Below are 21,629 nucleotides of genomic sequence, written 5' to 3' on the forward strand. Positions count from 1 at the left end.
GCCGCGGTGCACCGCTCGCCCGGTGCCCGCGGGCGGCGTGCCCGGATCGGCGGCGAGGTCCCCCTCGACCGGCTCACCACCCGAGGGCGGCTCGCCTGGCTGAACTCCGCAGGCTCCAGGATCGGCACCACCCTCGACCTGGAACGCACCGCCCAGGAGCTGGCCGAGTTCACCGTGCCCCGCTTCGCCGACGGCGCCGCCGTCGACATCCTGGAGAGCGTCCTGCGGGGCGACGAGGGCTCACGGTGGACGGGCACGGGCGCCCCGCTCATGCGGGCCACCGCGCTGTGCGCCGTCGAGTCGCTCTCCTCCCTGGAGCCCACCCCGGTCGGCGAGACCTCGGCCCGCGCCGAGGAGGCCCACGAGACGCTGCTGCACCGCTACTGCCTGCGACAGGGCAGGCCGGTCCTCGTGAGCCGCATGCGGAACGAGGACTTCGTCAAGGTCGCGCCGACGGAGAGCGCCGCGGCGAAGATGCGCGCCGCCGGAGTCCACAGCTACCTCGCCGTGCCCCTCATCGCCCGCGGGCTGCTGCTCGGCAGTGCCGACTTCGTCCGCGGCCGCGGAAGCCCGCCGTTCTCCTCCACCGACCTCGCGCTGGCGGAGCAGCTGGCGTCCCAAGCCGCCGTCTACATCGACAACGCCCGGCTGTACGGGCGTGAGCGCGAGCACGTCGTCTCCCTGCAGCGGGCCCTGCTGCCGCGCGCGACCCCGGTGACGCCCGGGCTGCGCGTGCGGGCCGAGTACGCGCCCTCGGCGGCCCACCACGGCGTGGGCGGGGACTGGTACGACGTCATGGCCCTGCCCGGCGGACGCACGGCCCTCATGGTGGGCGACGTCATGGGCCACGGGCTGCCCGCAGCCGCCACCATGGGGCGGCTGCGGGCGGTGGCCCGCACCCTGATGACCCTGGACATGGCCCCGGAGCGCGTCCTGGCCCGGCTCGACCTCGCCACGCGCGACCTGGAGGACGAGCAGGTCGCCACGTTCCTGTGCGCCGTGTACGACCCCGCCGACTCCACGTACACGCTGGCCAGCGCAGGGCACCTGCCGCCGCTGCTCCTCGACGGAAAGGGCTCCGCCGAGTTCGTGGACGTGCCCGTCGGCGCGCCGCTGGGCGCGGGAGTGATTCCGTACGACCCGATCCGTCTGAAGGCGCCGAGGGACGGCAGCCTGGTCATGTACACGGACGGGCTCATCAAGTCACGGTCCGAGGACATCGACCACCAGCTGGACTGTCTGCGCTCCGCCGCACGTGACCTGGAACCCGGGGCGCTCGAAGGCGGCGGCCTGATCGAGTGCGCCCCCGCCGACGCGGCCCGGTTCGACGAGGCCGTGCTCCTCGTCGCGACGGTGGGCTCGGAGGACCCCGCCGACCTGCGGGAATGGGAGCTGCCGCAGGAAGGCAGAGCGGCGTCCGTCGCCCGTCACCTGGTGACGGACCAGCTCGCCGCGTGGGACCTGACCGAGCTCGCCGACGTCTTCGAGCTCGTCGTCTCCGAGCTCGTCGGCAACGCGCTGCGCTACGGCAACGGCCCCGGGACCATCCGGCTGCTGCGGGGCGACCGTCTGGTCGTGGAGGTCTCGGACACGGGCCCCGACCTGCCCCAGATCCAGCACGCGGATCTCAGCGACGAGGGCGGCCGGGGCCTCCAGCTCATCAACATGCTGTGCCGCCGGTGGGGCTTCTGCCGCACCGTGACAGGCAAGGTGGTCTGGGCGGAACAGGACCTGCCCTCCTGAGGGCGACCGGCCCGCCGACGCCGGGAGGCCGGACCGCGGGGATCCCCTACGGGCCCTCGGTCAGCCGCCCGGGGGCCGTCCTGCTTCCGGCCGCCGCCGCGTGCAGCACCTTGAGGGCGATCATGAGCACGCCGATGTCGTCCAGGTAGACCGGGTCCGGAATCAGGTCGATCGGCGAGATCGTGTAGACCACCGCCGCCCAGAAGAGCGCCTTGGACTGCAGGGGGACACCGGCGTCGAGCAGCAGCCGCCGAGCCCGGAAGACCCGGACGAGCAGCACGGCCGCGAAACCCGCCACCACGAGCGCGAGAACCACGGCCACGATGAGCCAGACGGAGCCGTCCATGCCGCTCTCCTGTCCGATGTCGGCGTTCCGAAGCCGCGGCAGGTCGTCCGCGGCGCTTACCAGGCTACGGCCCCGGGCCGTCGTCCGGCCTCATCGGCGACCGCCGCGGGCCCCGAGCCCCCGGAACCGGCGACACCGGCCCCGACGCCCCGGACCCCGACGGCGAGCGCCCACAACAGGAGGGGGAACGCGGCCAGCCGTTCCATGCCCCCCATGCCGAGCCCCAGGTACCGGTGGGAGAGGAACAGCCCCAGGGCCGTGATCGCCGTGACGCCGAGCAGGCCGGCGCCCCAGCGCAGGGGGCCCGGCACGTGGGTCGCGAGGCGGAACCCCGCCAGGACGAGCCCGATGTCGCCCGCCGCCATCACGAGGAGGGCGCCCAGGACGTGCAGGTTCTCGTCGACGTCCGCCGGGGCCAGCCCGACCAGCACGAATCCCGCGCCGGCAGCGGCGAGCAGCAGGCGGGCCGTGGCAGTGGCACGGCCGCCGCGCCACAGGGCGGCGCCGCCGGTGAGGGCGACGCCGAGCACGAGCAGCACTCCCAGGGCGACGAACGAGACGTTCATCAGACCGTGCTCGGGTGAGCAGACGTACCGGGGCTCGGGCTCCGCCTGCAGGGCGCAGTGCGCGTTGCCCAGGTCGCTGATGTTGTTCCGGGCCCAGCTGTACGGTCGGCCCCAGGCCGACTCGACGATCCAGTGGACGACGAAGAACTGCACCACGCCCACGATCCAGGCCGAGTAGCCGATTCGGACTCTCATCCGTCCACCTTCCGTCGCGCGAAGTCCCGTGCGGACAGCCGATCACGCGCGACGGGTCCCGATCACTCCGACGGGCCCCCTGGGTCGGGGTGGGGCAGGCCCTACTGCGGTGCGGAGGAAGGGAGTTCGCGCCGGTTCAGAGGTGGGCGTCCAGGAGCTGCCGTACCTCGGAGCCCGTCATGGGGCCCGTCGCGTGGGCCACCGCCTCGCCCGCCACCAGGAGGACGCAGGAGGGGGCGCCGGTGACGCCGTACCGCCGGGTCGCGGCGGGACAGCGTGTGATGTCGGTACGGACGGCCGTCAGGCGGCCCGCGTACGCGTCGGCGATGTCACCGACGACGAGGTCCATCGCCCGGCAGGGCTCGATCGCCTTGGGCCACGCCCCGGTGAAGTACGCGAGGACCGGAACCGTGCTCATCCCGAGGATGAAATCGAACTCCGCGTCCTCGCGGGGCTGGTGAATCCGTTTCGCCATGGGAAGCTCCTGACCTGGCGTTCCGTCAATGTGAAACCCATCATCCCCCGTGCGGGAGGGTCACGGAGCCCGGCGGGTCGGCTCCCCGGGGAGCCGGAGTTCGACGGCGTCCGCGTCCGGCGGGACGGTGATCAGCGAGGCCGTCTCGGTCGTGCCGTAGCCGTTGATGCCCGTGGCCCGCGCGGGCTCCGATGTCAGGGGAGCCGGCGCGGCAGGGCCTGCTCGGCCCAGATGGCTTTTCCCTCGCGACTGTGCCGCGTGCCCCAGCGCTCGGCGATCTGGGCGACGAGAAGCAGGCCGCGGCCGCCCTCGTCGAAGGTGCGGGCCCGGCGCAGATGCGGAGCGGTGCTGCTCGCGTCGAAGACCTCGCAGGTCAGCGAGGCCTGCCGGATCAGACGGAGCCGGACGGGGCTCTTGCCGTAACGGATCGCGTTCGTCACGAGCTCGCTGACCATGAGCTCCGTACCGAAGGACAGGTCGTCCAGTCCCCAGGCGGACAGCGTGTCGGAGGTGAACCGCCGGGCCCCCGAGACGGCCGCCGGGTCCGAGGGGAGGTCGAGGGTGGCGACGTGGCCCGGGTCGAGGGCCAGGGTGCGGGCGACCAGCAGGGCGATGTCGTCGGCGGGATGGCCGGACAGCAGCGCGGCGAGGAGCCGGTCGCACACCTCGTCCGGCGGCCCGGGCGCCGCGGCCAGGGTGTCGCGCAGGGTGGTGCGGGCGGCGTCCACGTCCTCCGTCCGCCGCTGGATGAGTCCGTCGGTGTAGAGCACCAGCAGGCTGCCCTCCGCCAGCTCGAACTGCGCGGTCTCGAAGGGGAGTCCGCCCAGGCCGAGCGGGGGACCGATCGGCATGTCGAGGAAGCGGGCGGACCGCCCCGGACCTTCGCCGTCGCCGTCGCCGTCGCCGTCGCCGTCGCCGTCGCCGTCGCCGTGGGCGTCGGCCGGTGGGGCGGGCGTGGCCAGGGCCGGCAGCACGTGTCCGGCGCTGGCCAGTGAGCACATCCGGGAGACCGGGTCGTAGACCGCGTAGAGGCAGGTGGCGCCGAGCTCGCCGTCGTCCCGGCCCTCCTCGCGCTGGAGCCGGATGACCACGTCGTCGAGGTGGGTGAGCAGTTCGTCGGGCATCAGGTCGATGTCGGCGAAGGCGCGGACGGCCGTCCGCAGGCGGCCCATGGTGGCGGCGGCGTGGAGCCCCCGGCCGACCACGTCACCCACGACGAGGGCGACCCGGGCCCCGGACAGCGGGATGACGTCGAACCAGTCGCCGCCCACGCCCGCGCGGGCACCGCTCGGAAGGTAGCGGGAGGCGGCCACGACGGCGGACTGCTCCTCCGTGGGCCGCGGCAGCAGGCTGCGCTGGAGGGTGAGCGCGGTGGAGCGCTCGTGCGTGTACCGGCGGGCGTTGTCGACGGACACGGCCGCCCTGGCCGCGATCTCCTGTGCCAGGGTGAGGTCCTCCTGGTCGAACGGCGCCGCGCTCTCGTCGCGGAAGAACTGGGCCAGGCCCAGGGTGTCGCCGCGCGCCACCAGGGGCAGCAGCAGGGCCGAGCGGAAGCGGTGCGGGGTCCCGTCCGTGTCCGGGGGCCACCACCCGGGGGTGCCCGACGTCGCGGAGTGGAACAACCCGGGGCGGCCGGTGGCCAGCGCGTCCGCCGGCGCCGACCCCTCGGGGTACGTGTGCGTCGGGCCCTCGCCGTCGGACGGTCCTCCGGGGTCGTCACCCGACGCGGACCGGTGGGCGACGCGTCGGAGCGGCGGCGGATCCGACGGCGTCCGTGCCCCCTCGCCGTCGAGGACGGAGTCGAGGAGGTCGACGGTGACGAGAGCGGCGAAGCCGTCGGTGCCGACGTCCGCGAGCTCCCGAGCGGTACGGCCGACGTCCAGCGTCGTCCCGATCCGCCGGCTCGCCTCGTTCGTCAGGACGAGTCGGTGCCGGAGCCGCAGGTCGCGCTCCTCCTGGTAGGCCGCGACGACCTGCTCGGAGCCCCGGTCCACGTAGCCGAAACCGGCCTCCATCAGCCGCATCGCCGCGGCGTTGACCAGCTCGGGGTCGTCGGTGAGCCGGAGGATCTCGCCCTGCAACAGCTGGAACATGGCGAGGTGCCCGAGCCGGTAGGCGCGCAGGAGCGAACTGATCGGCACGCCGTTCCTCGCGTACAGGCGCGCCATCTCCACGGCCTGCGGCGGCGCGGTGTAGTCGGCCGCGTCGCCGCCGTGTTCGAGGACGTCGAGGAACGTGGTGATGTGACCGGCCGTCTCCTCCGCCACGAGGTCGGCGATGTCCTCGTCCACCGAGGGCTCGGGAACCTCGCTGCGTATGCGACGCACCAAGACGTCGGCCGACTGGTTCGTCCGCGGCCTGAGCTCTTGGGCCACACGGCGCAGGAGCGCGTCGACACGGGTCCCCATAGGAAAAGTGTGCGGAAGCGGGCACGTGCGTGCCACCGGGGCGGTCGGAGTTCGCCTGGGGGAGGCCCGGCGGGGAGGCTGGCGGTCACACGACCGAGAAAGAGTGAACCCACCGGATCAGCGAGCGGATGGCGCCCCGGGCTTCGCCCGCAGGTGGGCGCTGCACTCCGTCATCAGGGTGGCCACGGGCCGGCATGAGCCCATCACGTACCTGGTCCTCGGCGAGAGGAGCATTGTCCCGGCCGTCGTGGGCAGACGCAGGGCCTGCGGACTCCGGGGAGTCCGCGTGACAGGGCGTGCCCGGAGTCGTACAGGAGCATCGATGCGCACCGTAGGAGTCGAAGAGGAACTGCTGCTCGTCAGCGCCACGACGGGGGAGCCGCTCGCGGTGTCGTCCGCGGTGCTCGCCGCGGCGGCGGCCGGTGGGGGTGAGGGCGCGGACGGCGTGTTCGAGAAGGAGCTGCACCAGGAGCAGCTGGAATTCGCGACCCGGCCCCTGAGCGGCATGAACGAACTGCGGGAGGAGATCGTCCGATGGCGCGCCGAGGCCGCTCGCCACGCGAAGGAGGCCGGCGCCCGGGTCGCGGCCCTGGCGACCTCGCCGCTGCCGGTGGAACCGTCGCGCAACCTCGGCCGCCGGTACCGCTGGATGGCGGAGCAGTTCGCCCTCACCACGCAGGAGCAGCTCACCTGCGGGTGCCACGTCCACGTCTCCGTCGAATCCGACGAGGAGGGGGTCGCCGTGCTGGACCGCATCCGGCCCTGGCTCCCCCTCCTCAACGCGATCAGCGGCAATTCGCCGTTCTGGGACGGCAGGGACAGCGGGTACAGCAGCTACCGCAGCCGGGTCTGGAACCGCCTGCCCTCGGCCGGGCCGTACGAGCCCTTCGGCAGCGCCGAGGGCTACCACGAGAGGGTGCGCGACATGCTGGCCACGGGGGTGCTGCGCGACGCGGGCATGATCTACTTCGACGCCCGGCTCTCCCACACCTACCCCACCGTGGAGATCCGTGTCGCCGACGTCTGCCTGGAGCCCGACACCACCGTGCTGGTGGCGACCCTGGCCCGGGGTCTCGTGGAGACCGCCGCCCGCGCCTGGCGCGCCGGAGACCCTCCCGCGCGGATCCCGGCGGGACTGCTGCGGCTCGCGTCCTGGCGCGCCGCCCGCTCCGGGCTCCAGGGGCCGCTCCTCGACCCCCGCTCGATGTGCGAGACAACCGCCGGGGTGGCCCTGGACGCCCTCCTGGAGCACACGGACGCGGCTCTGGACTCCACCGGCGACCGGGACGGGGCCCGGCGCGCTCTGGCCGCCCTCCGGGAGCGGGGCGGCGGCGCGCGGCGTCAGCGTGACCTCCACCGCGACGGCCGTGATCTGGGCGAGGTCGTACGGGAGTGTGTACGGATCACGGTGGGCGACGGCGCGTGAGCGTCGCCGCCCGGCCGGTGGGGCCCGTTGTGCGGTTCCTTGCGTCGTGGCGTCGCGGCTCCTTGCGTCGTGGCGTTGCGCGGTTCCTTGCGTCGTGGCGTCGCGCGCGTCGCCTCCGGTCCAGTGCCGCCGCCTACCGGTCGAGGTCCAGTGCCGCCGCCTACCGGTCGAGCAGGGCGCGGGCGGCGCGGGCGATGTGGGTCCGGGAGATGCCGGCCTCGTCGAGGAGCTCCTTCGTGGTGCCCGAGCCCGGCAGACGGGTGACCGCGAGGTGGGCGAAGGCCGGTTGGTGGCCGCCCGGGGCGAGCGCGGACAGCACGGCCTCGCCGATTCCGCCCTCGGGGTGGTGGTCCTCGGCGACGACCAGGGCACCGGTCTCACGGGCGGCCCGGACCAGGGTGTCGGTGTCGACCGGCTTGACGGAGTAGAGGTCGACGACGCGGGCCCGCACACCGTCGGCGGCCAGCTCCTCGGCGGCGGCGAGGCATTCGTGGAGCGTCACGCCCGCGCCCACGAGGGTGACCCGGTCTCCTTCGCCCTGACGCAGGGTCTTGGAGCCGCCCACCGGGAAGGTCTCGCCGGCGGCGTACAGCACCGGATACGCGCCGCGCGTGGTGCGCAGGTAGGAGATGCCGTCGAGGTCGGCCATGGTGGCGGTCAGGGCTGCCGCCGAGGTGGCGTCGGCGGGGTAGAGCACCGTGGAGCCGAGGACCGCGCGCATCATGGCGAGGTCCTCGACGCCCATCTGCGAGGGTCCGTCGGCGCCGATCTCGACGCCGCTGTGCGTGCCGCAGAGGGACATGGTGATCTGTGAGACGGCGGCCATGCGGATGAAGTCGTGCGCACGGGTGAGGAAGGCGGCGAAGGTCGTGGCGTACGGGCGGAAGCCGCGTACGGCCATGCCGACGGCGTCGGCGATCATCTGCTGTTCGGCGATGTACGTCTGGAAGAACCGCTCCGGATGGGCCTTCTGGAAGTCCTCGGTGTGCGTGGAGTTGCCGACCTCGGCGTCCAGGGCGACCACCTCGGGGCGGGCGCCGAGCGCGGCGAGGGCGGCGCCGAACGCGACGCGGGTCGCGACCTCGTCCCCGACCTCGTAGCGCGGCAGTTCCACAGGGGCCGCCGCGGCCGCGCCGGCGTCCGCGTGCGGGGGCCGGCCCGCCGGCGGCCTCGGGCCGTGTACGGCCAGGTGGCGGACGCCGCCCAGCTCGGCGACGGCCCGCTCGGCCATGTCCTTCGGCAGCGGCTTGCCGTGCCAGCCGTTCTTGTCGGCGACCTCGGAGACGCCACGGCCCTTGACCGTCCTGGCGACGACCACGGCGGGCCCCGTTCCGTCCGCGGCCACGGTCAGGGCCCGGTCGACCTGCGCCAGGTCGTGGCCGTCGACCACGAGCGCCCGGCAGCCGAAGGCCTCGACGCGCCGGGCGTACGCGTCGGTGTCCCACTCCAGCTCGGTGGGACCGCTCTGGCCGAGGCGGTTGACGTCGACGAGGGCGACGAAGTTGGCGAGCCGGTGGTGCCCGGCCTTGTCGAGGGCCTCCCACACGGAACCCTCGGCCATCTCGCTGTCGCCGCACAGCACCCATACCCGGTACGGCTGCCGCTCCAGGTCGCGGCCGGCGAGCGCGATCCCGACTCCGTACGCGATGCCCTGGCCGAGGGAGCCGGTGGCCAGGTCCACCCAGGGCAGGACCGGGGTCGGATGCCCCTGGAGGCGGTGGCCGAAGCGGCGGTACGTGGTCATCAGCTCGTCGTCGTCGATCGCGCCGGCGGCCTTGAACATCGCGTACAGCAGGGGCGACGCGTGACCCTTGGAGAAGATCAGGTGGTCGCCGGCCGGGTTGTCCGGCGCCGCCCAGTCGTAGCGGAGGTGGCGGGTCATCAGTACGGCCATCAGATCGGCCGCGGACAGGCTGGAGGTGGGGTGGCCTGAGCCCGCCGCCGTGCTGGCGCGCACCGAGTCGACCCGGAGCTGTTGCGCGAGTTCGAAGACCTCGGAGAGGTCGCTGTCGGGTCCGAGCGTGACGGTCGGGGGCGCTGCGGTCATGGCGAAGGTCCTTTCCTGCGGAAGCGGGCGGCCGCGGGAGACGGTCCCGGGCACCGGGGTCAGGGGTTCCCGGCCGCACGCGGTCGATCACGCTCGGCGCCCGGCTTGGGCCGCTCGGGTGCGGCTTCGACCCTTGTGCGTCTGCTCGGGGTGCCCGCACGGTATGCCTCGCTCTTCGGAGGGAATGGCGGCCGGCGACGATTCCCCGGCCGCCTCGCGATGAGTTCGTGGCGCGCGGCCGGTCCACCCTTCAGACCGTAGTCCCGGAGGAGAGCAGATGACATCCATGACCGATCTCGACCTCGGACCCCAGGCGCTGATCGTGGCGCGTCTCGCGGCGGGCGTGCCGGAGGCGCGGCTCGCCGGCCGGACGCCCTGCCCGGAGTACGCGGTGACCGACCTGCTGGGACACCTGGCCGGCCTGTCCCTGGCGTTCCGTGACGCCGCCCGCAAGGACCTGGGCCCCAGCACCGCCGTCCCGCCCGGCAGCACCCGGCCGGTCCTTCCGGCCGGCTGGCGCACGGAACTGCCGCGGCTCCTGGCGGAGCTGGCCGAGGCCTGGCGGGACCCGCAGGCCTGGACGGGATTCACCCGTGCGGGCGGTGTGGACCTGCCCGGCGACGTCGCGGGGATCGTGGCCGCCGACGAGCTGGTCATCCACGGCTGGGACCTCGCCCGGGCCACGGGGCAGGCGTACGCGCCCGACCCGGCCGCGCTGCGCGCCTCGCACACGTTCCTGCTGGCCGCGGCCGAGGAGCAAGGGGACGGTGGCGGCCTCTTCGGCGCCGCGGTGCCCGTCCCGGAAAGGGCTCCCCTGCTGGACCGTACGGTGGGGCTGAGCGGCCGCGACCCGAAGTGGACCGCGCCGGGCGGCTCGTGACGCCGACCGGGGACCCGCTCACCGGCGGCGGCCCCGCTGGACCCGAGGGCGCGTGACGGACGTCCACGGCGACGGTCCGATCCCCGGGCCCTCGAAGTGCGCCTGGGCATCGGGGAGATGTCGCGACCCTGACGTCGACCAGGGGATAGCCGGGGGGTGCGTCAGGGCTCTCCCCGATGCCGTGCGGGGTGCGTCGTCAGCATGATCGTTCCATGACGACGACAACGCCCCCGTGGACCGCCTTCACCCTGGCCCCCCTGTGCATGGCCCTCTACGGAGTCATCCGCCTCACCGATTCCACCCACGGCCCCGGCCTCGCCTGGTCGGTCGGCCATCTCGCGCTGCTGGCCTCCGTGTCGGCCTTCGTGCCCTTGATGTGGTCCCTGAGACGGTGGGCGAGGGCGGGGCGCGGAGCGGCGGCACGGTGGTTCGCCGACGCCGCGGCCGTCGCGGGTCTGCTCGGGGCGGCCGCCGCGGCGACACAGACCGTGATCGATCTGGTCGTCGGGTTCCTGTGCGCGGACCGGGAGGCCATGGACGTCCTGTTCGAGGAGGTCAGGAGTCATGCGGGGGTCACACCGGCCGTCTACACGATCGGTCCGCTGCTCTTCTACGTGGGCCTGGTCCTGCTCTCGGTGCAGCTGGCGGCGATCCGGCGGATCGCCCTCTGGCGGCCGCTCGTCGTGATCGCGGGCATAGCCGTGGCCGCGATGAGCCTCGATCTCCTGCCCCTGGCCGGCGTGTTGCTGCTGCTCGCCCTCGCGCCCCTGGACCGGCAGCGGCGCCTCGCCCTGCCGGCCGCGGCTCGCGGCTAGAGCTGTGACCGCGAACCTCTGCCCGGTCGCTCCCTGTGGCCGACAGGGGCGCGGTCGGTCACAGCGACGGTGAGGAGTGGGCGAACCCGATGGGGGATCACCCGGCCGCTCCGTGGCGAAGCCCGTCGAGGAGCAGGTCGAGGAGGCGGCCGGACCGGTCCCGCTGGGCCGGGGAGCTGGTGATCAGGGCGACACCGGCGAGGCTGAGGCCGACGTCGAAGGGGTCGACGTCCGAGCGCAGGAGACCGGCGTCGGCTCCCGCGTGGAGCAGGGAGTCGATCGCTGCGCCGAGCCGGTCGAGGGTCTCGGCGAAGGGGTCCGCGCCCGAGGCGACGGCGGCCCGCAGGGCGTCCGCCATGCCCTGCTTGGCGGCCAGGTAGTCGATGAACCGGTCCATCCACTCGCGCAGGGCCCGGTCCGGAGGGAGGCCGGCCAGCAGTTCGGCGGCGCTGTCGCAGACACGGGCCAGCTCGTTGCGGTAGGCGGCCTCGACCAGCGCCTCGCGCGTCGGGAAGTGGCGGTAGAGCGTGGCCGAGCCGACGCCGGCCGCCTTGGCGATCGTGTCGATCGGTACGTCCGCGCCCTTCTCGGCGAAAGCGCGTACGGCCGCTTCGAGGATGCGCTCCCGGTTGCGGCGGGCATCGGCGCGCAAGACGCTCGGCTGGGTGGTCACGGCTGCTCCCTTCGTCGGGATCCAGTCTATCTGGACAACCGGGGAGTCCCCCGGTTAGCCTCCCGGGCAGAAGTGGGGAGTTCCCCGGTTGCGGGCCGAGGCTCCGTTCGACAAGCAAGGAGACCCCTTGATGACCAGCGAGAAGACCGTCCTGATCACCGGTACGTCCTCCGGAATCGGCCTGGCCGCCGCCGTGGCCGCCGCCCGGGACGGCTGGACCGTCATCGCCACCATGCGCGACACCGGAAAGGCCGAGGCGCTGCTCAAGGCGGCGGCGGAGCACGCGGTCACCGACCGGATCCAGGTCAAGCGCCTGGACGTCGTCGACCCCGACAGCATCACCACGTGCCTGGACGAGGTGATCGCCGAGCACGGCCGCCTCGACGCGCTGGTCAACAACGCCGGCGCCGCACAGGTCGGCACCATCGAGCAGATGGACCTCGACGACGTCCGGGGCGCCATGGAGGTCAACTTCTTCGGCGTGGTCGCCGCCACCCGCGCCGCCCTGCCGCACCTGCGGGCGTCCCGGGGCCGGGTGATCACCGTCACCAGTGTGGGCGGCGCCGTCGGTCAGCCCTTCAACGAGGCCTACTGTGCGGCGAAGTTCGCCGTCGAGGGCTTCATGCAGTCGCTCGACCCCGTCGCCGCCGCCGTCGGGGTCGACGTCGTCGTGGTCGAACCGGGCGCGGTGGCCAGCGAGTTCGTCGCCAACATCGGCCTGGACGTCCCCGCCATGCTCGCCGCGGCGGGACCCTACGCCCCGGCCCTCCGGGCGTACATCGCCCGCACCCAGGAGTCCTTCGGCAACGCCCAGACGCCTTTCGAGGCCGCGGCCTCGATCGTCGAGGCCCTGGCTGGGGACAGGCCCCCGTTCCGCGTCCAGACCTCCGAGTGGGCCCGCGCGTTCGTCGGCACCACGCTCGCCGACCTGGACGGCTCCGCGGTCCGGACGCTCACCGGCACCTGGGTGCGCTGAACGGTTCCCCGGAAGGTCGAAGGAGGGCCCGTTCCGTGGCCTGATCAGGCCCCCGGGCGGGCCGCTCCGGTGAGTTCGTCCAGTTCCGCCGCGTACAACCGGGCCGGGTCGAAGCCCATGCCGGTGAAGTGGCCCGCGAGTTCCAGGGACAGCGCCCCGTGGAGGCGGGTCCAGAAGGCGAGGGCGCGACGGAGGGCCGCCGACGGGGCCGGGTGGGGGTCGGCCCACTGCCGGTGGGCCGCGAGGTGCGCGTCGAAGGGGACGGCGGCCGTGGCGCCGTCCGGCAGCGTGGCGCAGGCGTCGAGCAGGACGCCCATGATCTCCTGGGTGATCCCGGTGACGTCGTCCGGCGCGTGGTAGCCCGGCACGGGCGTGCCGTACACGAGGAAGTAGCGCTGGGGGTCGGTGAGCGCCCAGTCGCGCAGGGCGTGCGCGAGCGCCGTGACGTCGGCGCCGTCCGCCGCGGCGGCGTGGAACGTGTCGGCGAGGCTGCGGTACGCGTCGCGGATGAGTTCGGTGATCAGCTCGTCGCGGCCGGCGAAGTAGCGGTAGAGCGCCGGGCCGCTCATCCCCAGCCGCTTGGCGATGGCGTTCAGCGAGAGCGCCGAGGCCCCGGCGTCCGCGATCTGCGCCCAGGCGTGCTGCTTGATCTCCGCCCGCACTTGGCTCCGGTACCGCTCGCGCGGGGTCGCCGCCGCTTCGCTCATCACTCTTCACCCCTCGCCGTCGCCCATCGCCCTTGCACTGCCCTTCGTTACACCCTATCGCGATGACGAGGGGCGATAGCGGGAAATGGGGAGTGGGGTTGACACCCTCGCTAAGTACCGTCACTTTAGTTATAGCTTCTAACGCATCCGGCGACATCTGAAGAAGGCGTGAGATGGAAACCACGGAACTGGTCGAGGTCGTCCTGCCCGGCACCGTCGAGCCCGAGGGGCTTCGTCTGCGGCACGGTTCCGTGCCCGCCCCCGGCCCCGGACAGGTCGTCGTCGCCATGGAGGCGACCGGGGTGTCCTTCGCCGAGCAGCAGATGCGCCGCGGCCGCTACTACGACCAGCCGCCGTTCCCCTTCGTGCCCGGGTACGACCTCGTCGGCACCGTCGCGTCGGCCGGCGAGGGCGTCGACGCCCGGCTCGTGGGACGCCGGGTGGCCGCGCTCGTCAAGGTCGGCGGCTGGGCGAGCCACGTCGTCCTCGACGCGGCCGACGCGGTGCCCGTGCCCGACGGCCTCGGCGCGGCGGAGGCCGAGGCGCTCGTGGTCAACGGCATCACCGCCTGGCAGATGCTGCACGGCAGGGCCCGGGTGCGGGCCGGCGCGACGGTGCTGGTGCACGGCGCGAACGGAGGCGTCGGCACGGTCCTCGTCCAGCTCGCCCGCGCGGCGGGCGCCACCGTGATCGGCACCGCCTCGGCCCGGCATCACGACGCCCTGCGCGCCCTGGGCGTCACTCCCGTCGACTACCGCACCGAGGACGTGCCCGCCCGCGTCCGGGAACTCGCGCCCGGAGGAGTGGACGCCGTGTTCGACCACATCGGCGCCCGCAGCGTGCGCGACTCCTGGCGACTGCTCGCCCCCGGCGGCACCCTCGTCTCGTACGGCAGCGCCGCCACGCGCGACGACACCGGCTCCAAGCAGTGGCCGGTGCTCAAGATCCTCGGCCGGGTGTGGCTGTGGAACGCCCTGCCCAACGGGCGCCGTGCGTACTTCTTCAACATCTGGGCCGGCCGGGCCTTCGCCGCCGACCGCTTCCGCGCCCGCCTGCGGGCCGACCTCACCGAGGTGTTCGCCGCCCAGCGGCGCGGTGAGATCACGGCCCAGGTCGCCGCCGTCCTGCCGCTCGCGAGGGTCGCCGAGGCGCTGCGGCTCGCCGAATCGGGCACGGTGACCGGCAAGGTCGTCCTCACGCCATGAGGACTCCACGCGGCGGATCCCGCTCCGGGCGCGCCGATGACTTTCCGACACGCATCCGGTCGGTACGTTCCGAGTACGCCGTCAACGCGGATCGGAGCGTCGGAACGACATGAACACGCAGAACGACCACGACAGCAGCACCCAGGACCCCGAGCAGCAGCCCCGGCTCGTGGAACGCGAACCCGAGACCACCGCCGTCGTGCACGGCGTCGTGTCCCCGGCCGAAGTGCGCACCTTCTTCGACGAGGCCTTCGGAGCACTCGGGCGCGTGCTGCGCGAGCAGCGGGTCCCGCCGCGGAGCGCCGCGTTCGGCCTGCATCACGGGGCGCCGGGGGAGAAGTGGGACCTGGAGGTCGGGTTCGTCACGGGGAGGGAGGTGCGGGCCGAGCACGGGGTCGTCACCGGCGAGCTGCCCGGCGGGCGGGTCGCGCGGGTGACGCACCACGGCGGCTTCGACGGGCTCGGGGATACCTGGGAGCGGCTCGGGGCCTGGATCCGGGCGCAGGGGCTGCGAGCCGGTGAGTACCGGTGGGAGGTGTACGTGACGCAGCCGACGCCGGACATGGACCCTCGGGACCTGCGGACCGAGCTCAACTGGCCGATCGCCGACTGACACCGCCCGCACGATCCGGACGGCGGCCGTACGGCGGGGTGTACGACGGACCGTACGGCGGGGCGTACGACGCACCGAACGGCGGTCAGAGCTCCGGGAGCCGCTCCGTACCGCCGAGCCCCGGCGCGCCCCAGACCGGGAACCACCGCTCCATGTCCGGCTCCATCGCGAGATCGCCGGCCAGCAGGCCCCTGACCTGGACCTCAAGGGTGTTGTCGCGACTCTCGGCGCGATCGGCGCGCGGCGCGAAGGGGTAGAAGGTGCCGCGTTTGTAGAGGTACACGAGCGCGAGGTCGCGCGCCCGGTGCCCGCCGGCGCCCGGAGCGTCCGTCCACGCCCCCTCCGCCCGGTCCCCGTCCACCGGATCCCCCTCCGTCCCCGGGCCCCGCGCCCCGGCCGCCGCAGCGCGGAACGCGGTCAGGGAGCAGAGCAGGTTGGGGCCGAACCCGGCTTCCTCAAGGAGCGCGTTGACCGCGTGCAGGTCGTTGACCAGCGTGATCAGGTCCTCGGCGGGACGTCGTACGGTGAGCCAGGTGTAGCCGTAAGCGTCCGAGGAGTACGTCACGGGGTACGCCCCCGGTCCGGCGCTCCGGCCCCCGCCGTCACCCCCGCCCGGGTCGGGGGCAGCCACCACCTCGACGTCGAGGAGGTCCCGTACCTCTCCCTTCAGGCGGGCGAAGGCACCGCCCTCCACCGCGGCGAAGCACACCGACCCGGCACCGGCCGGGACGAACCCCGTGCCCGCCTCAAGGGTGAGCGCCGCGGCCGGCAGGCCGAAGAGACGGTCCAGGTCGGGCCGGACCGGCCGGCTGCGTCCGAGGATGCTGTCGAGAAGTCCCACCGCCGTCACGCCCCACCGAGCTGGGCCGAGATCCGCGTGAGCTGCTCGAGCCGCTGCTCCAGGGTGGGGTGGGTGGAGAGCAGCCGGCTCAGGCTCTCCTTGGAGGAGAAGGCCGGCGCGAACCAGAAGGCGTTGTACGGCTCCGCCTTGCGCAGGTCCTTCGTCGGGATCCGGGCCATCTCGCCGCTCACCTTGGTGAGCGCGGAGGCGAGCGCCGACGGGCGGCCCGTCAGGAGCGCGGCGGCGCGGTCGGCGGCCAGTTCGCGGTAGCGGGACAGTACGCGGGTCAGCAGGAAACTGACGACGTAGACGGCCGCGCTGACCACGGGCACGAGGATCACGGCGAGGCCCATGGTGCTGTCCCGGCTGCGTCCGAGACCGCTGTAGAGCGCGACCCGCGTCATCATCCCGGCCAGGACGCCGAGGAAGGACGCGATGGTCATGACCGCGACGTCCCGGTGCGCCACGTGGGACATCTCGTGCGCGAGGACCCCCTCCAGCTCCTCCGGCTCCAGGCGTCGCAACAGGCCCGTCGTGACGCAGACCAGCGCGGTCTTCTCGCCACGGCCGGTCGCGAACGCGTTCGGCACGTCGCTCTCGGCGATGGCCACCTTCGGCTTGGGCATGTCGGCCAGTGCGCAGATGCGGTCGACGGTGCCGTGCAGCTCGGGCGCCTGCTCTCTGGTCACCTCACGTGCTCCCATGCCCAGCGCGGCGATCCGGTCGCTGAACCAGAACTGCCCGACGAACAGAGCGCCCGTGATCAGCAGGATGATCGGCCAGGATCCGCGCAGCAGTACCAGCAGAACGCCGACGAAGACCACGTACAGCAGGCCGATCAGGAACATCGTCGTCGCCATGCGCGTCGCGAGCCCCCGGTCGGGGGCGTAGCGCGAGCGGGACGAGGACCGAGTTCTGGGCATCCGCGCACCCTCTTCCACGAGCGGGCGGACCGGCCGGACCCGGTCGGGGCAAGCCTCCCGCCCCCTCCTCCTGCCAGTGTGCTCCCCCACCCGCCGGAACGGACGCGCGGAGCCGGGCCGGAACGGGGGTGAGCCCGGCCGGAAGGAGGCGCGACGACGGACTGCTCCGACTGGATCCCTCCGGTGGTGCCCGCCCGTCACGGCGCCGACGCTGGCCTGGCGGTGGCCGCCACCCGACGTATGCGGGGATGCGCGGAGCCGCACCGCATCGTCGTCGGTCCCGGCGTGGCCGGGATCCTCAGAAAGACAGGAACACATGGCGGAACGAGCCATCGGAACAGGCTGCCTGCCGCCCGCTCGTGGGAGCGGCGGGCTCGTACGAACGAGGGGGCCGCGACCGTACGCGCCGCGCCGCTCCCGGCGGTCGCCCGCCCGGGTGGCGGTCGTCGCGGCCGGTCTGGCGCTCCTGGGCACGGTCGCCCCGGCGCCGAGCGGCGCCGTGGGTCCTCCCCCGACCGGCCCCCGTCCGGGAGGCCCGGCGCGGTTCGTCCCCGGTCCCTGCCCGACCACGCCCGACCCGATCCCCGGACGATGCGGCCTCCTGGAGGTGCCCGAGAGCCGGACCCACCGCGGCGGACGGACCATCAGACTCACCGTCGCCGTCATCCCGGCCGCGTCGTCCACGCCGGCCCAGGACCCGGTGGTGTTCATGGAGGGAGGCCCCGGCGGCGACGCGCTCGGGGCCATCCCCTTCCTGATCGACTCCGGTGTGAACCGGGACCGCGATCTGATCGTCATGACCCAGCGCGGCGGACTCCACTCACAGCCGAACCTGGCCTGCCCGGAGCTCGACCGGTTCAACGCGGCCGCCGTGGGGCTCCCGTACGACGCGCCCTCCACCGGGCGCCTCCTGGTGCGTGCGGCGAAGGAGTGCCGGGACCGCCTGACGGCCGACGGAATCCGGCTGAGCGCGTACAACACCACCGAGAACGCCGCGGACTTCGCCGACCTGCGCACGGCGCTGGGCATCAGGAAGTGGAACGTCTACGGCTACTCCTACGGCACCGACCTGGCCCTCACCTACCTGCGCCGGCACCCCGAGGGGATCCGCTCGGTGGCGATCGACTCGGTCGTCCCGCCGCAGATCGTGAGCCTGCCGTGGGCCTGGGACAGCGCGCAGGAGGGGATCAACACGATCTTCGCGGCCTGCGAGGCCCAGCCCGCCTGCAAGGGCCGCTACCCGCACCTCTCGCGCACCCTGACCGAGCAGGTCCGGCGCCTCGAGGCGCATCCCCTGAGGCTGACGGTGCGTCCCCCCGGCGGCGGAAGCCCGGTGAGGGTCGTCCTCGACGGCGGCGCACTGGTCAACCTGCTGGTCGCCGACGGCGGCGCCATGCCGGCCGTCGACGTCCCCGCGGCGCTCGACGAACTCGCCCACGGGAACCCGGAGCGCTTCGCACAGGCCCGGGCCGCCGGCGCGACGCCCGCCATCGGCGAGTTCGCCCACGGTCTGACGCACTCGGTGGCGTGCGGCGAGTGGGCGCCGGGCTTCTCGAGGACCGACGTGCTGGAGGCCGGGCGCCGGGCGTTCCCCGGGTGGCCGGACACGGTCCTGGCCCATGCGCCGCAGCTTCCCTTCGAGTACGACCTGTGCCGCGTCTGGAACGTACCGGACCGCACCGCGGTCCAGCGGGTGGCCACCCACAGCAACGTGCCGACGCTGATCGTCTCCGGCACGTTCGACGCGAAGACGGGTGCGAGCTGGGGACCGTACACCGGCCGCACGCTGCCCCGCTCGACCGCCGTGCTCATCCCCGGGATCGGCCACTTCGTGGTCCCCCAGTCGTCCTGCGCGCAGAGCGTCCTGGCGTCCTTCCTCACCCGACCGACCGCTCCCGACACCGGCTGCGTGGCCGGGCTCACGCCGGAACCGTTCACCGTCACCCCCGAAGCGGAGACCCGATGACGTCCCTCGTCCCACCCCGACACCGGCGCGCACCGCGCAGGCTCCCGGCCGCGCTGGCCGGAGCCACGGCCGGTGCCCTCGTCGTCGGCCTGGCCGCGATGCCCGCCCGAGCCGAGGCCGGTGCCGGAGCGCCGCTCGGCACGGTCGCCCGGACGGCGGACGGCGCCCGCTTCGAGCCCGGCCCCTGCCCGAGGACGGCGGACCCGATCCCCGACCTGGCACGCGCCCACTGCGGAACGCTGACCGTGCCCGAGAACCGGTCCCGGCACCGGGGACGGAAGATCACCCTCGCGGTCGCGATCATCCCCGCGGTGAGCGAGCGACCGTCGCCCGACCCGATCGTGTGGTTCGCCGGCGGCCCCGGCGACGACGCCGTCTCCGAGATCCCGATGGCGCTCGCCGGCGGCCTGAACAGCGACCGCGACGTGATCTTCATGTCCCAGCGCGGGACCTACTCGGCCGACCCGGAGCTCACCTGCGCGAACATCGACGCGTTCAACGCCCGCGCCCTCGGCCTCGTCTCCAACGCACCGTCCACCGGGCGCCTGCACGTCCGGGCGACACGGGAGTGCCGCGACAGCGTGGTGGCCAAGGGCGCCGACCCCGGCGCCTACAACGACATCGAGAGCGCCGCCGACTACGATGCCCTGCGCCGCGCGCTGGGCATCAGGAAGTGGAACGTCTTCGGCATCTCCTACGGCACCCAGCTGGCGCTCAACTACATGCGCCTGCACCCGGACGGCATCCGGTCGGTCGGCATCGACGGCGTCCTGCCGCCCTCCCTCGCCGGCGGGGCCGTGACCTGGAAGGCCGCACGAGAGGGCTTCGACGGCCTGTTCAAGGCCTGCGAACTGCAGCCCGCCTGCAACACCCGCTACCCGAACCTGAAGGCCACCTTCCTCCGCCTCGTCAGCGAGCTGGAGGCACGACCGCTCACCACCACCGTCACCGTCCCGGACCACCCCGAACCGGTGAAGGTCGTCCTCGACGGGAGCAACCTGGTCACCTGGCTGACCTCGGCCACCCACGTGGCGGCCGGGGTGCCGCGCTCCCTCGACGCACTGGCCCACGGCGATCCGCAGCGCATCGCGGAGCAGCTCGCGGGCGGCAAGTACAGTCCGCAGGCCATCGGGAGGGTCGCCCACGGGCTCGTCTACGGCATCTTCTGCAGCCAGTGGACCCCCTACGAGAGCCGGGCCGACATCATCCGAGGCGGTCGGCGCGCGTTCCCGACGTTCCCCCGATCGATGCTGGCCAACGCCCCGCAGCTCGCCTGGCTCCACGACGACTGCCGCGCCTGGGACATCCCTCCGGCGCCCGCCTGGATCCGGGACGTGACGCGCAGCGACATCCCGACCCTCGCCCTCTCCGGCGGCTTCGACGCCCAGACCGCCCCGAGCAACGGGGCGTACGTCGCCCGGACGCTGAGCCGGTCCACCGCCGTCACCGTGCCCTACGTCGCCCACGTGGTCTTCGCCGACTCGGCGTGCGCCCAGACGATCACCCGGTCGTTCTTCGACAAGCCGACCGCGCCGGACACACGATGTCTCGCAGGCCTCCAGCCGCCTGCCTTCGAGATCGCGCCGTGAACCGCCTCAGGAGCCCTCGTCCGAACGGAGGGCGGCGCGGACACCGGTGATCACCACGGTGATCAGGCACAGGGCGATGACGGTCTCGGCCCACAGGAAGGCGAACCAGTCCAGCACGCAGCCGATCGGAGGTGAGCCCGGGGCCGTGTTACGGAACGCGGCGAGGGCGAACAGCGTGGCGGCCATCCAGGCGAGGCCCGGCCAGACCAGGCCCTTGCGCCGGGTCGTCAGGTACCAGGCCCCGATGATCACGGACGTCGCCAGCGCCCACATCACCACCATCATGAAGACCGCGAAGACGGTCTGGCTGCCCGACCGCGCCACCCACAGCCCCATGGTGGCCTCCTGCCGGGAGGCCGCGGGAGTCGCGGAGACCGAGAAGAGCGTGTCGTTGTTGGAGAACAGCAGCCGCACCGGGACCTGCTCGCCGCCGAGCAGGGCCCAGAACTCGATCTCGGACTCGTAGGTGTCGAACGGGTAGTCGCTGATCGATCCGCCTGTGATCGCGACCTGAATGTCCCGCGTCGTGAGCCGCTCGTGCGCCTCGAACGCCAGGTCGCCGAGGGTCGCCGCGGAGGTCTGGAGGACGAGATCGGCCACCGGGGCGGTCCCGTCCTCCTCGGCGTACGTCCCCCGAGGGGTGACCCGGACCCGCAGCACCAGCTCCCGGGCCGCCGCGTCCACGTGCTGGACGGTGGCCGTCACGTCCACGCGGTCGGCGGCCCCGGAGCCGGCCGTGCGGACCGTGTCGACCGCCTGTCGCTCGGCGAACTGCAGCCTCGACCCCACGCTCACCGCCACCATGATCAGGACCGCGACGGGGATCAGAACCGGCAGGATCGACGCCCCGAAGCGGTGGGGGCGAGACGAGTCCGGGGAGGGTGGGGCCATGGTGACTCCGACGGGCTGGGAGGGGAACGGCCCGGTCCGGCCCGACGCCGGGGGAGCCCCGCACCCGGGCGGGTGCGGCCGGCCGAAGCCGGGCACGATCGTCGCGGGCGGCCGCATGGCCGCGTCGTCGTGCGGTGCCCGCAGTGCGATCCTCGTCGACCGGTCCTGCCGATCACCGCATCCGGGCGGGCGTGTCGGCGCAGGCCGGACTGCCCGGGACGTCACGACGAGAGCGGGATCCCGAGCCCCCGGCATGACGACATTCCCGCCGCGTCGGAGGAGCATCTATTGCTGTGGGGCCGACACGCTGCGCCACGCGCCGTGGGCGAGGGACGGCGTACGCC

Annotated in this window: 19 protein-coding genes; 9 read left to right on the forward strand and 10 right to left on the reverse strand. The window is 73.6% G+C overall.

Translation table 11 applies throughout. The features are described from left to right. Positions 1-6: 6 nt before the first annotated feature. Positions 7-1,743 carry an ATP-binding SpoIIE family protein phosphatase gene (locus ACN9MM_RS35265; RefSeq protein WP_426367824.1) on the forward strand — a complete coding sequence of 579 codons (1,737 nt, stop codon included), beginning with the start codon at positions 7-9 and terminating at the stop codon, positions 1,741-1,743. 46 nt (positions 1,744-1,789) lie between these two features. Here ACN9MM_RS35265 and ACN9MM_RS35270 read toward each other — a convergent pair whose 3' ends face one another. The 4 genes from ACN9MM_RS35270 to ACN9MM_RS35285 form a co-directional block, all read right to left on the reverse strand. Next, positions 1,790-2,089 carry a YkvA family protein gene (locus ACN9MM_RS35270; RefSeq protein WP_426367826.1) on the reverse strand — a complete coding sequence of 100 codons (300 nt, stop codon included), beginning with the start codon at positions 2,087-2,089 and terminating at the stop codon, positions 1,790-1,792. Positions 2,090-2,145: 56 nt separating this feature from the next. Then, on the reverse strand, positions 2,146-2,850 hold the full coding sequence (locus tag ACN9MM_RS35275) for a DUF998 domain-containing protein (protein ID WP_426367827.1): 705 nt from the start codon (positions 2,848-2,850) through the stop codon (positions 2,146-2,148). A gap of 136 nt (positions 2,851-2,986) precedes the next feature. Then, positions 2,987-3,325: a thioredoxin family protein gene (locus ACN9MM_RS35280; protein ID WP_426367828.1), complete on the reverse strand. Its 339-nt coding sequence runs from the start codon at positions 3,323-3,325 to the stop codon at positions 2,987-2,989. Between the two features lie 194 nt (positions 3,326-3,519). Next, a complete protein-coding gene (locus ACN9MM_RS35285) occupies positions 3,520-5,733 on the reverse strand; it encodes an ATP-binding SpoIIE family protein phosphatase (RefSeq protein WP_426367829.1) in 2,214 nt (737 codons plus the stop codon). A gap of 322 nt (positions 5,734-6,055) precedes the next feature. Here ACN9MM_RS35285 and ACN9MM_RS35290 point away from each other — a divergent pair, with 322 nt between their 5' ends. Beyond that, positions 6,056-7,159 (forward strand): glutamate--cysteine ligase, encoded by a 1,104-nt coding sequence (locus ACN9MM_RS35290; RefSeq protein WP_426367830.1) that lies wholly within the window; start codon positions 6,056-6,058, stop codon positions 7,157-7,159. A gap of 160 nt (positions 7,160-7,319) precedes the next feature. Here ACN9MM_RS35290 and ACN9MM_RS35295 read toward each other — a convergent pair whose 3' ends face one another. Then, positions 7,320-9,206 carry a transketolase gene (locus ACN9MM_RS35295; protein ID WP_426367831.1) on the reverse strand — a complete coding sequence of 629 codons (1,887 nt, stop codon included), beginning with the start codon at positions 9,204-9,206 and terminating at the stop codon, positions 7,320-7,322. A gap of 277 nt (positions 9,207-9,483) precedes the next feature. On the opposite strand from ACN9MM_RS35295, the gene ACN9MM_RS35300 reads away from it, so the two are divergent. Then, positions 9,484-10,086 carry a TIGR03086 family metal-binding protein gene (locus ACN9MM_RS35300; protein WP_426367832.1) on the forward strand — a complete coding sequence of 201 codons (603 nt, stop codon included), beginning with the start codon at positions 9,484-9,486 and terminating at the stop codon, positions 10,084-10,086. A gap of 212 nt (positions 10,087-10,298) precedes the next feature. Then, positions 10,299-10,901 carry a hypothetical protein gene (locus ACN9MM_RS35305; protein ID WP_426367833.1) on the forward strand — a complete coding sequence of 201 codons (603 nt, stop codon included), beginning with the start codon at positions 10,299-10,301 and terminating at the stop codon, positions 10,899-10,901. 97 nt (positions 10,902-10,998) lie between these two features. Here the strand turns inward: ACN9MM_RS35305 and ACN9MM_RS35310 are convergent, their stop codons facing one another. Then, entirely contained in the window at positions 10,999-11,574 is a 576-nt protein-coding gene (locus ACN9MM_RS35310; RefSeq protein WP_426367834.1) for a TetR/AcrR family transcriptional regulator, read from the reverse strand. A 130-nt stretch (positions 11,575-11,704) separates the two neighbouring features. On the opposite strand from ACN9MM_RS35310, the gene ACN9MM_RS35315 reads away from it, so the two are divergent. Next, positions 11,705-12,550, forward strand: a complete 846-nt coding sequence (locus ACN9MM_RS35315) for an SDR family NAD(P)-dependent oxidoreductase (protein ID WP_426367835.1) — start codon at positions 11,705-11,707, stop codon at positions 12,548-12,550. Between the two features lie 44 nt (positions 12,551-12,594). On the opposite strand, the gene ACN9MM_RS35320 is transcribed toward ACN9MM_RS35315, so the two are convergent. Next, the gene (locus ACN9MM_RS35320) at positions 12,595-13,257 is read right to left on the reverse strand and encodes a TetR/AcrR family transcriptional regulator (RefSeq protein WP_426367836.1); all 663 of its coding nucleotides are present in this window, start codon (positions 13,255-13,257) and stop codon (positions 12,595-12,597) included. 173 nt (positions 13,258-13,430) lie between these two features. On the opposite strand from ACN9MM_RS35320, the gene ACN9MM_RS35325 reads away from it, so the two are divergent. Both ACN9MM_RS35325 and ACN9MM_RS35330 read left to right on the forward strand, forming a co-directional pair. Next, a complete protein-coding gene (locus ACN9MM_RS35325; RefSeq protein WP_426367837.1) occupies positions 13,431-14,462 on the forward strand; it encodes a medium chain dehydrogenase/reductase family protein in 1,032 nt (343 codons plus the stop codon). A 109-nt stretch (positions 14,463-14,571) separates the two neighbouring features. Continuing rightward, entirely contained in the window at positions 14,572-15,075 is a 504-nt protein-coding gene (locus ACN9MM_RS35330) for a GyrI-like domain-containing protein (RefSeq protein WP_426367838.1), read from the forward strand. A gap of 85 nt (positions 15,076-15,160) precedes the next feature. On the opposite strand, the gene pspAB is transcribed toward ACN9MM_RS35330, so the two are convergent. Beyond that, on the reverse strand, positions 15,161-15,916 hold the full coding sequence (pspAB, locus tag ACN9MM_RS35335) for a PspA-associated protein PspAB (RefSeq protein ID WP_426367839.1): 756 nt from the start codon (positions 15,914-15,916) through the stop codon (positions 15,161-15,163). Positions 15,917-15,921: 5 nt separating this feature from the next. After that, positions 15,922-16,839: a zinc metalloprotease HtpX gene (htpX, locus tag ACN9MM_RS35340; RefSeq protein WP_189805057.1), complete on the reverse strand. Its 918-nt coding sequence runs from the start codon at positions 16,837-16,839 to the stop codon at positions 15,922-15,924. A 607-nt stretch (positions 16,840-17,446) separates the two neighbouring features. Here htpX and ACN9MM_RS35345 point away from each other — a divergent pair. Both ACN9MM_RS35345 and ACN9MM_RS35350 read left to right on the forward strand, forming a co-directional pair. After that, entirely contained in the window at positions 17,447-18,805 is a 1,359-nt protein-coding gene (locus tag ACN9MM_RS35345; protein ID WP_426368908.1) for an alpha/beta fold hydrolase, read from the forward strand. Further along, positions 18,802-20,394: an alpha/beta fold hydrolase gene (locus ACN9MM_RS35350; protein ID WP_426367841.1), complete on the forward strand. Its 1,593-nt coding sequence runs from the start codon at positions 18,802-18,804 to the stop codon at positions 20,392-20,394. The genes ACN9MM_RS35345 and ACN9MM_RS35350 overlap by 4 nt, the downstream gene beginning before the upstream one ends. 6 nt (positions 20,395-20,400) lie before the next feature. Here ACN9MM_RS35350 and ACN9MM_RS35355 read toward each other — a convergent pair whose 3' ends face one another. Continuing rightward, positions 20,401-21,285 carry a DUF4436 family protein gene (locus ACN9MM_RS35355; RefSeq protein ID WP_426367842.1) on the reverse strand — a complete coding sequence of 295 codons (885 nt, stop codon included), beginning with the start codon at positions 21,283-21,285 and terminating at the stop codon, positions 20,401-20,403. Positions 21,286-21,629 lie beyond the last annotated feature (344 nt).

Source organism: Streptomyces sp. E-08, assembly GCF_049913095.1.
Taxonomy (GTDB): Bacteria; Actinomycetota; Actinomycetes; order Streptomycetales; family Streptomycetaceae; genus Streptomyces.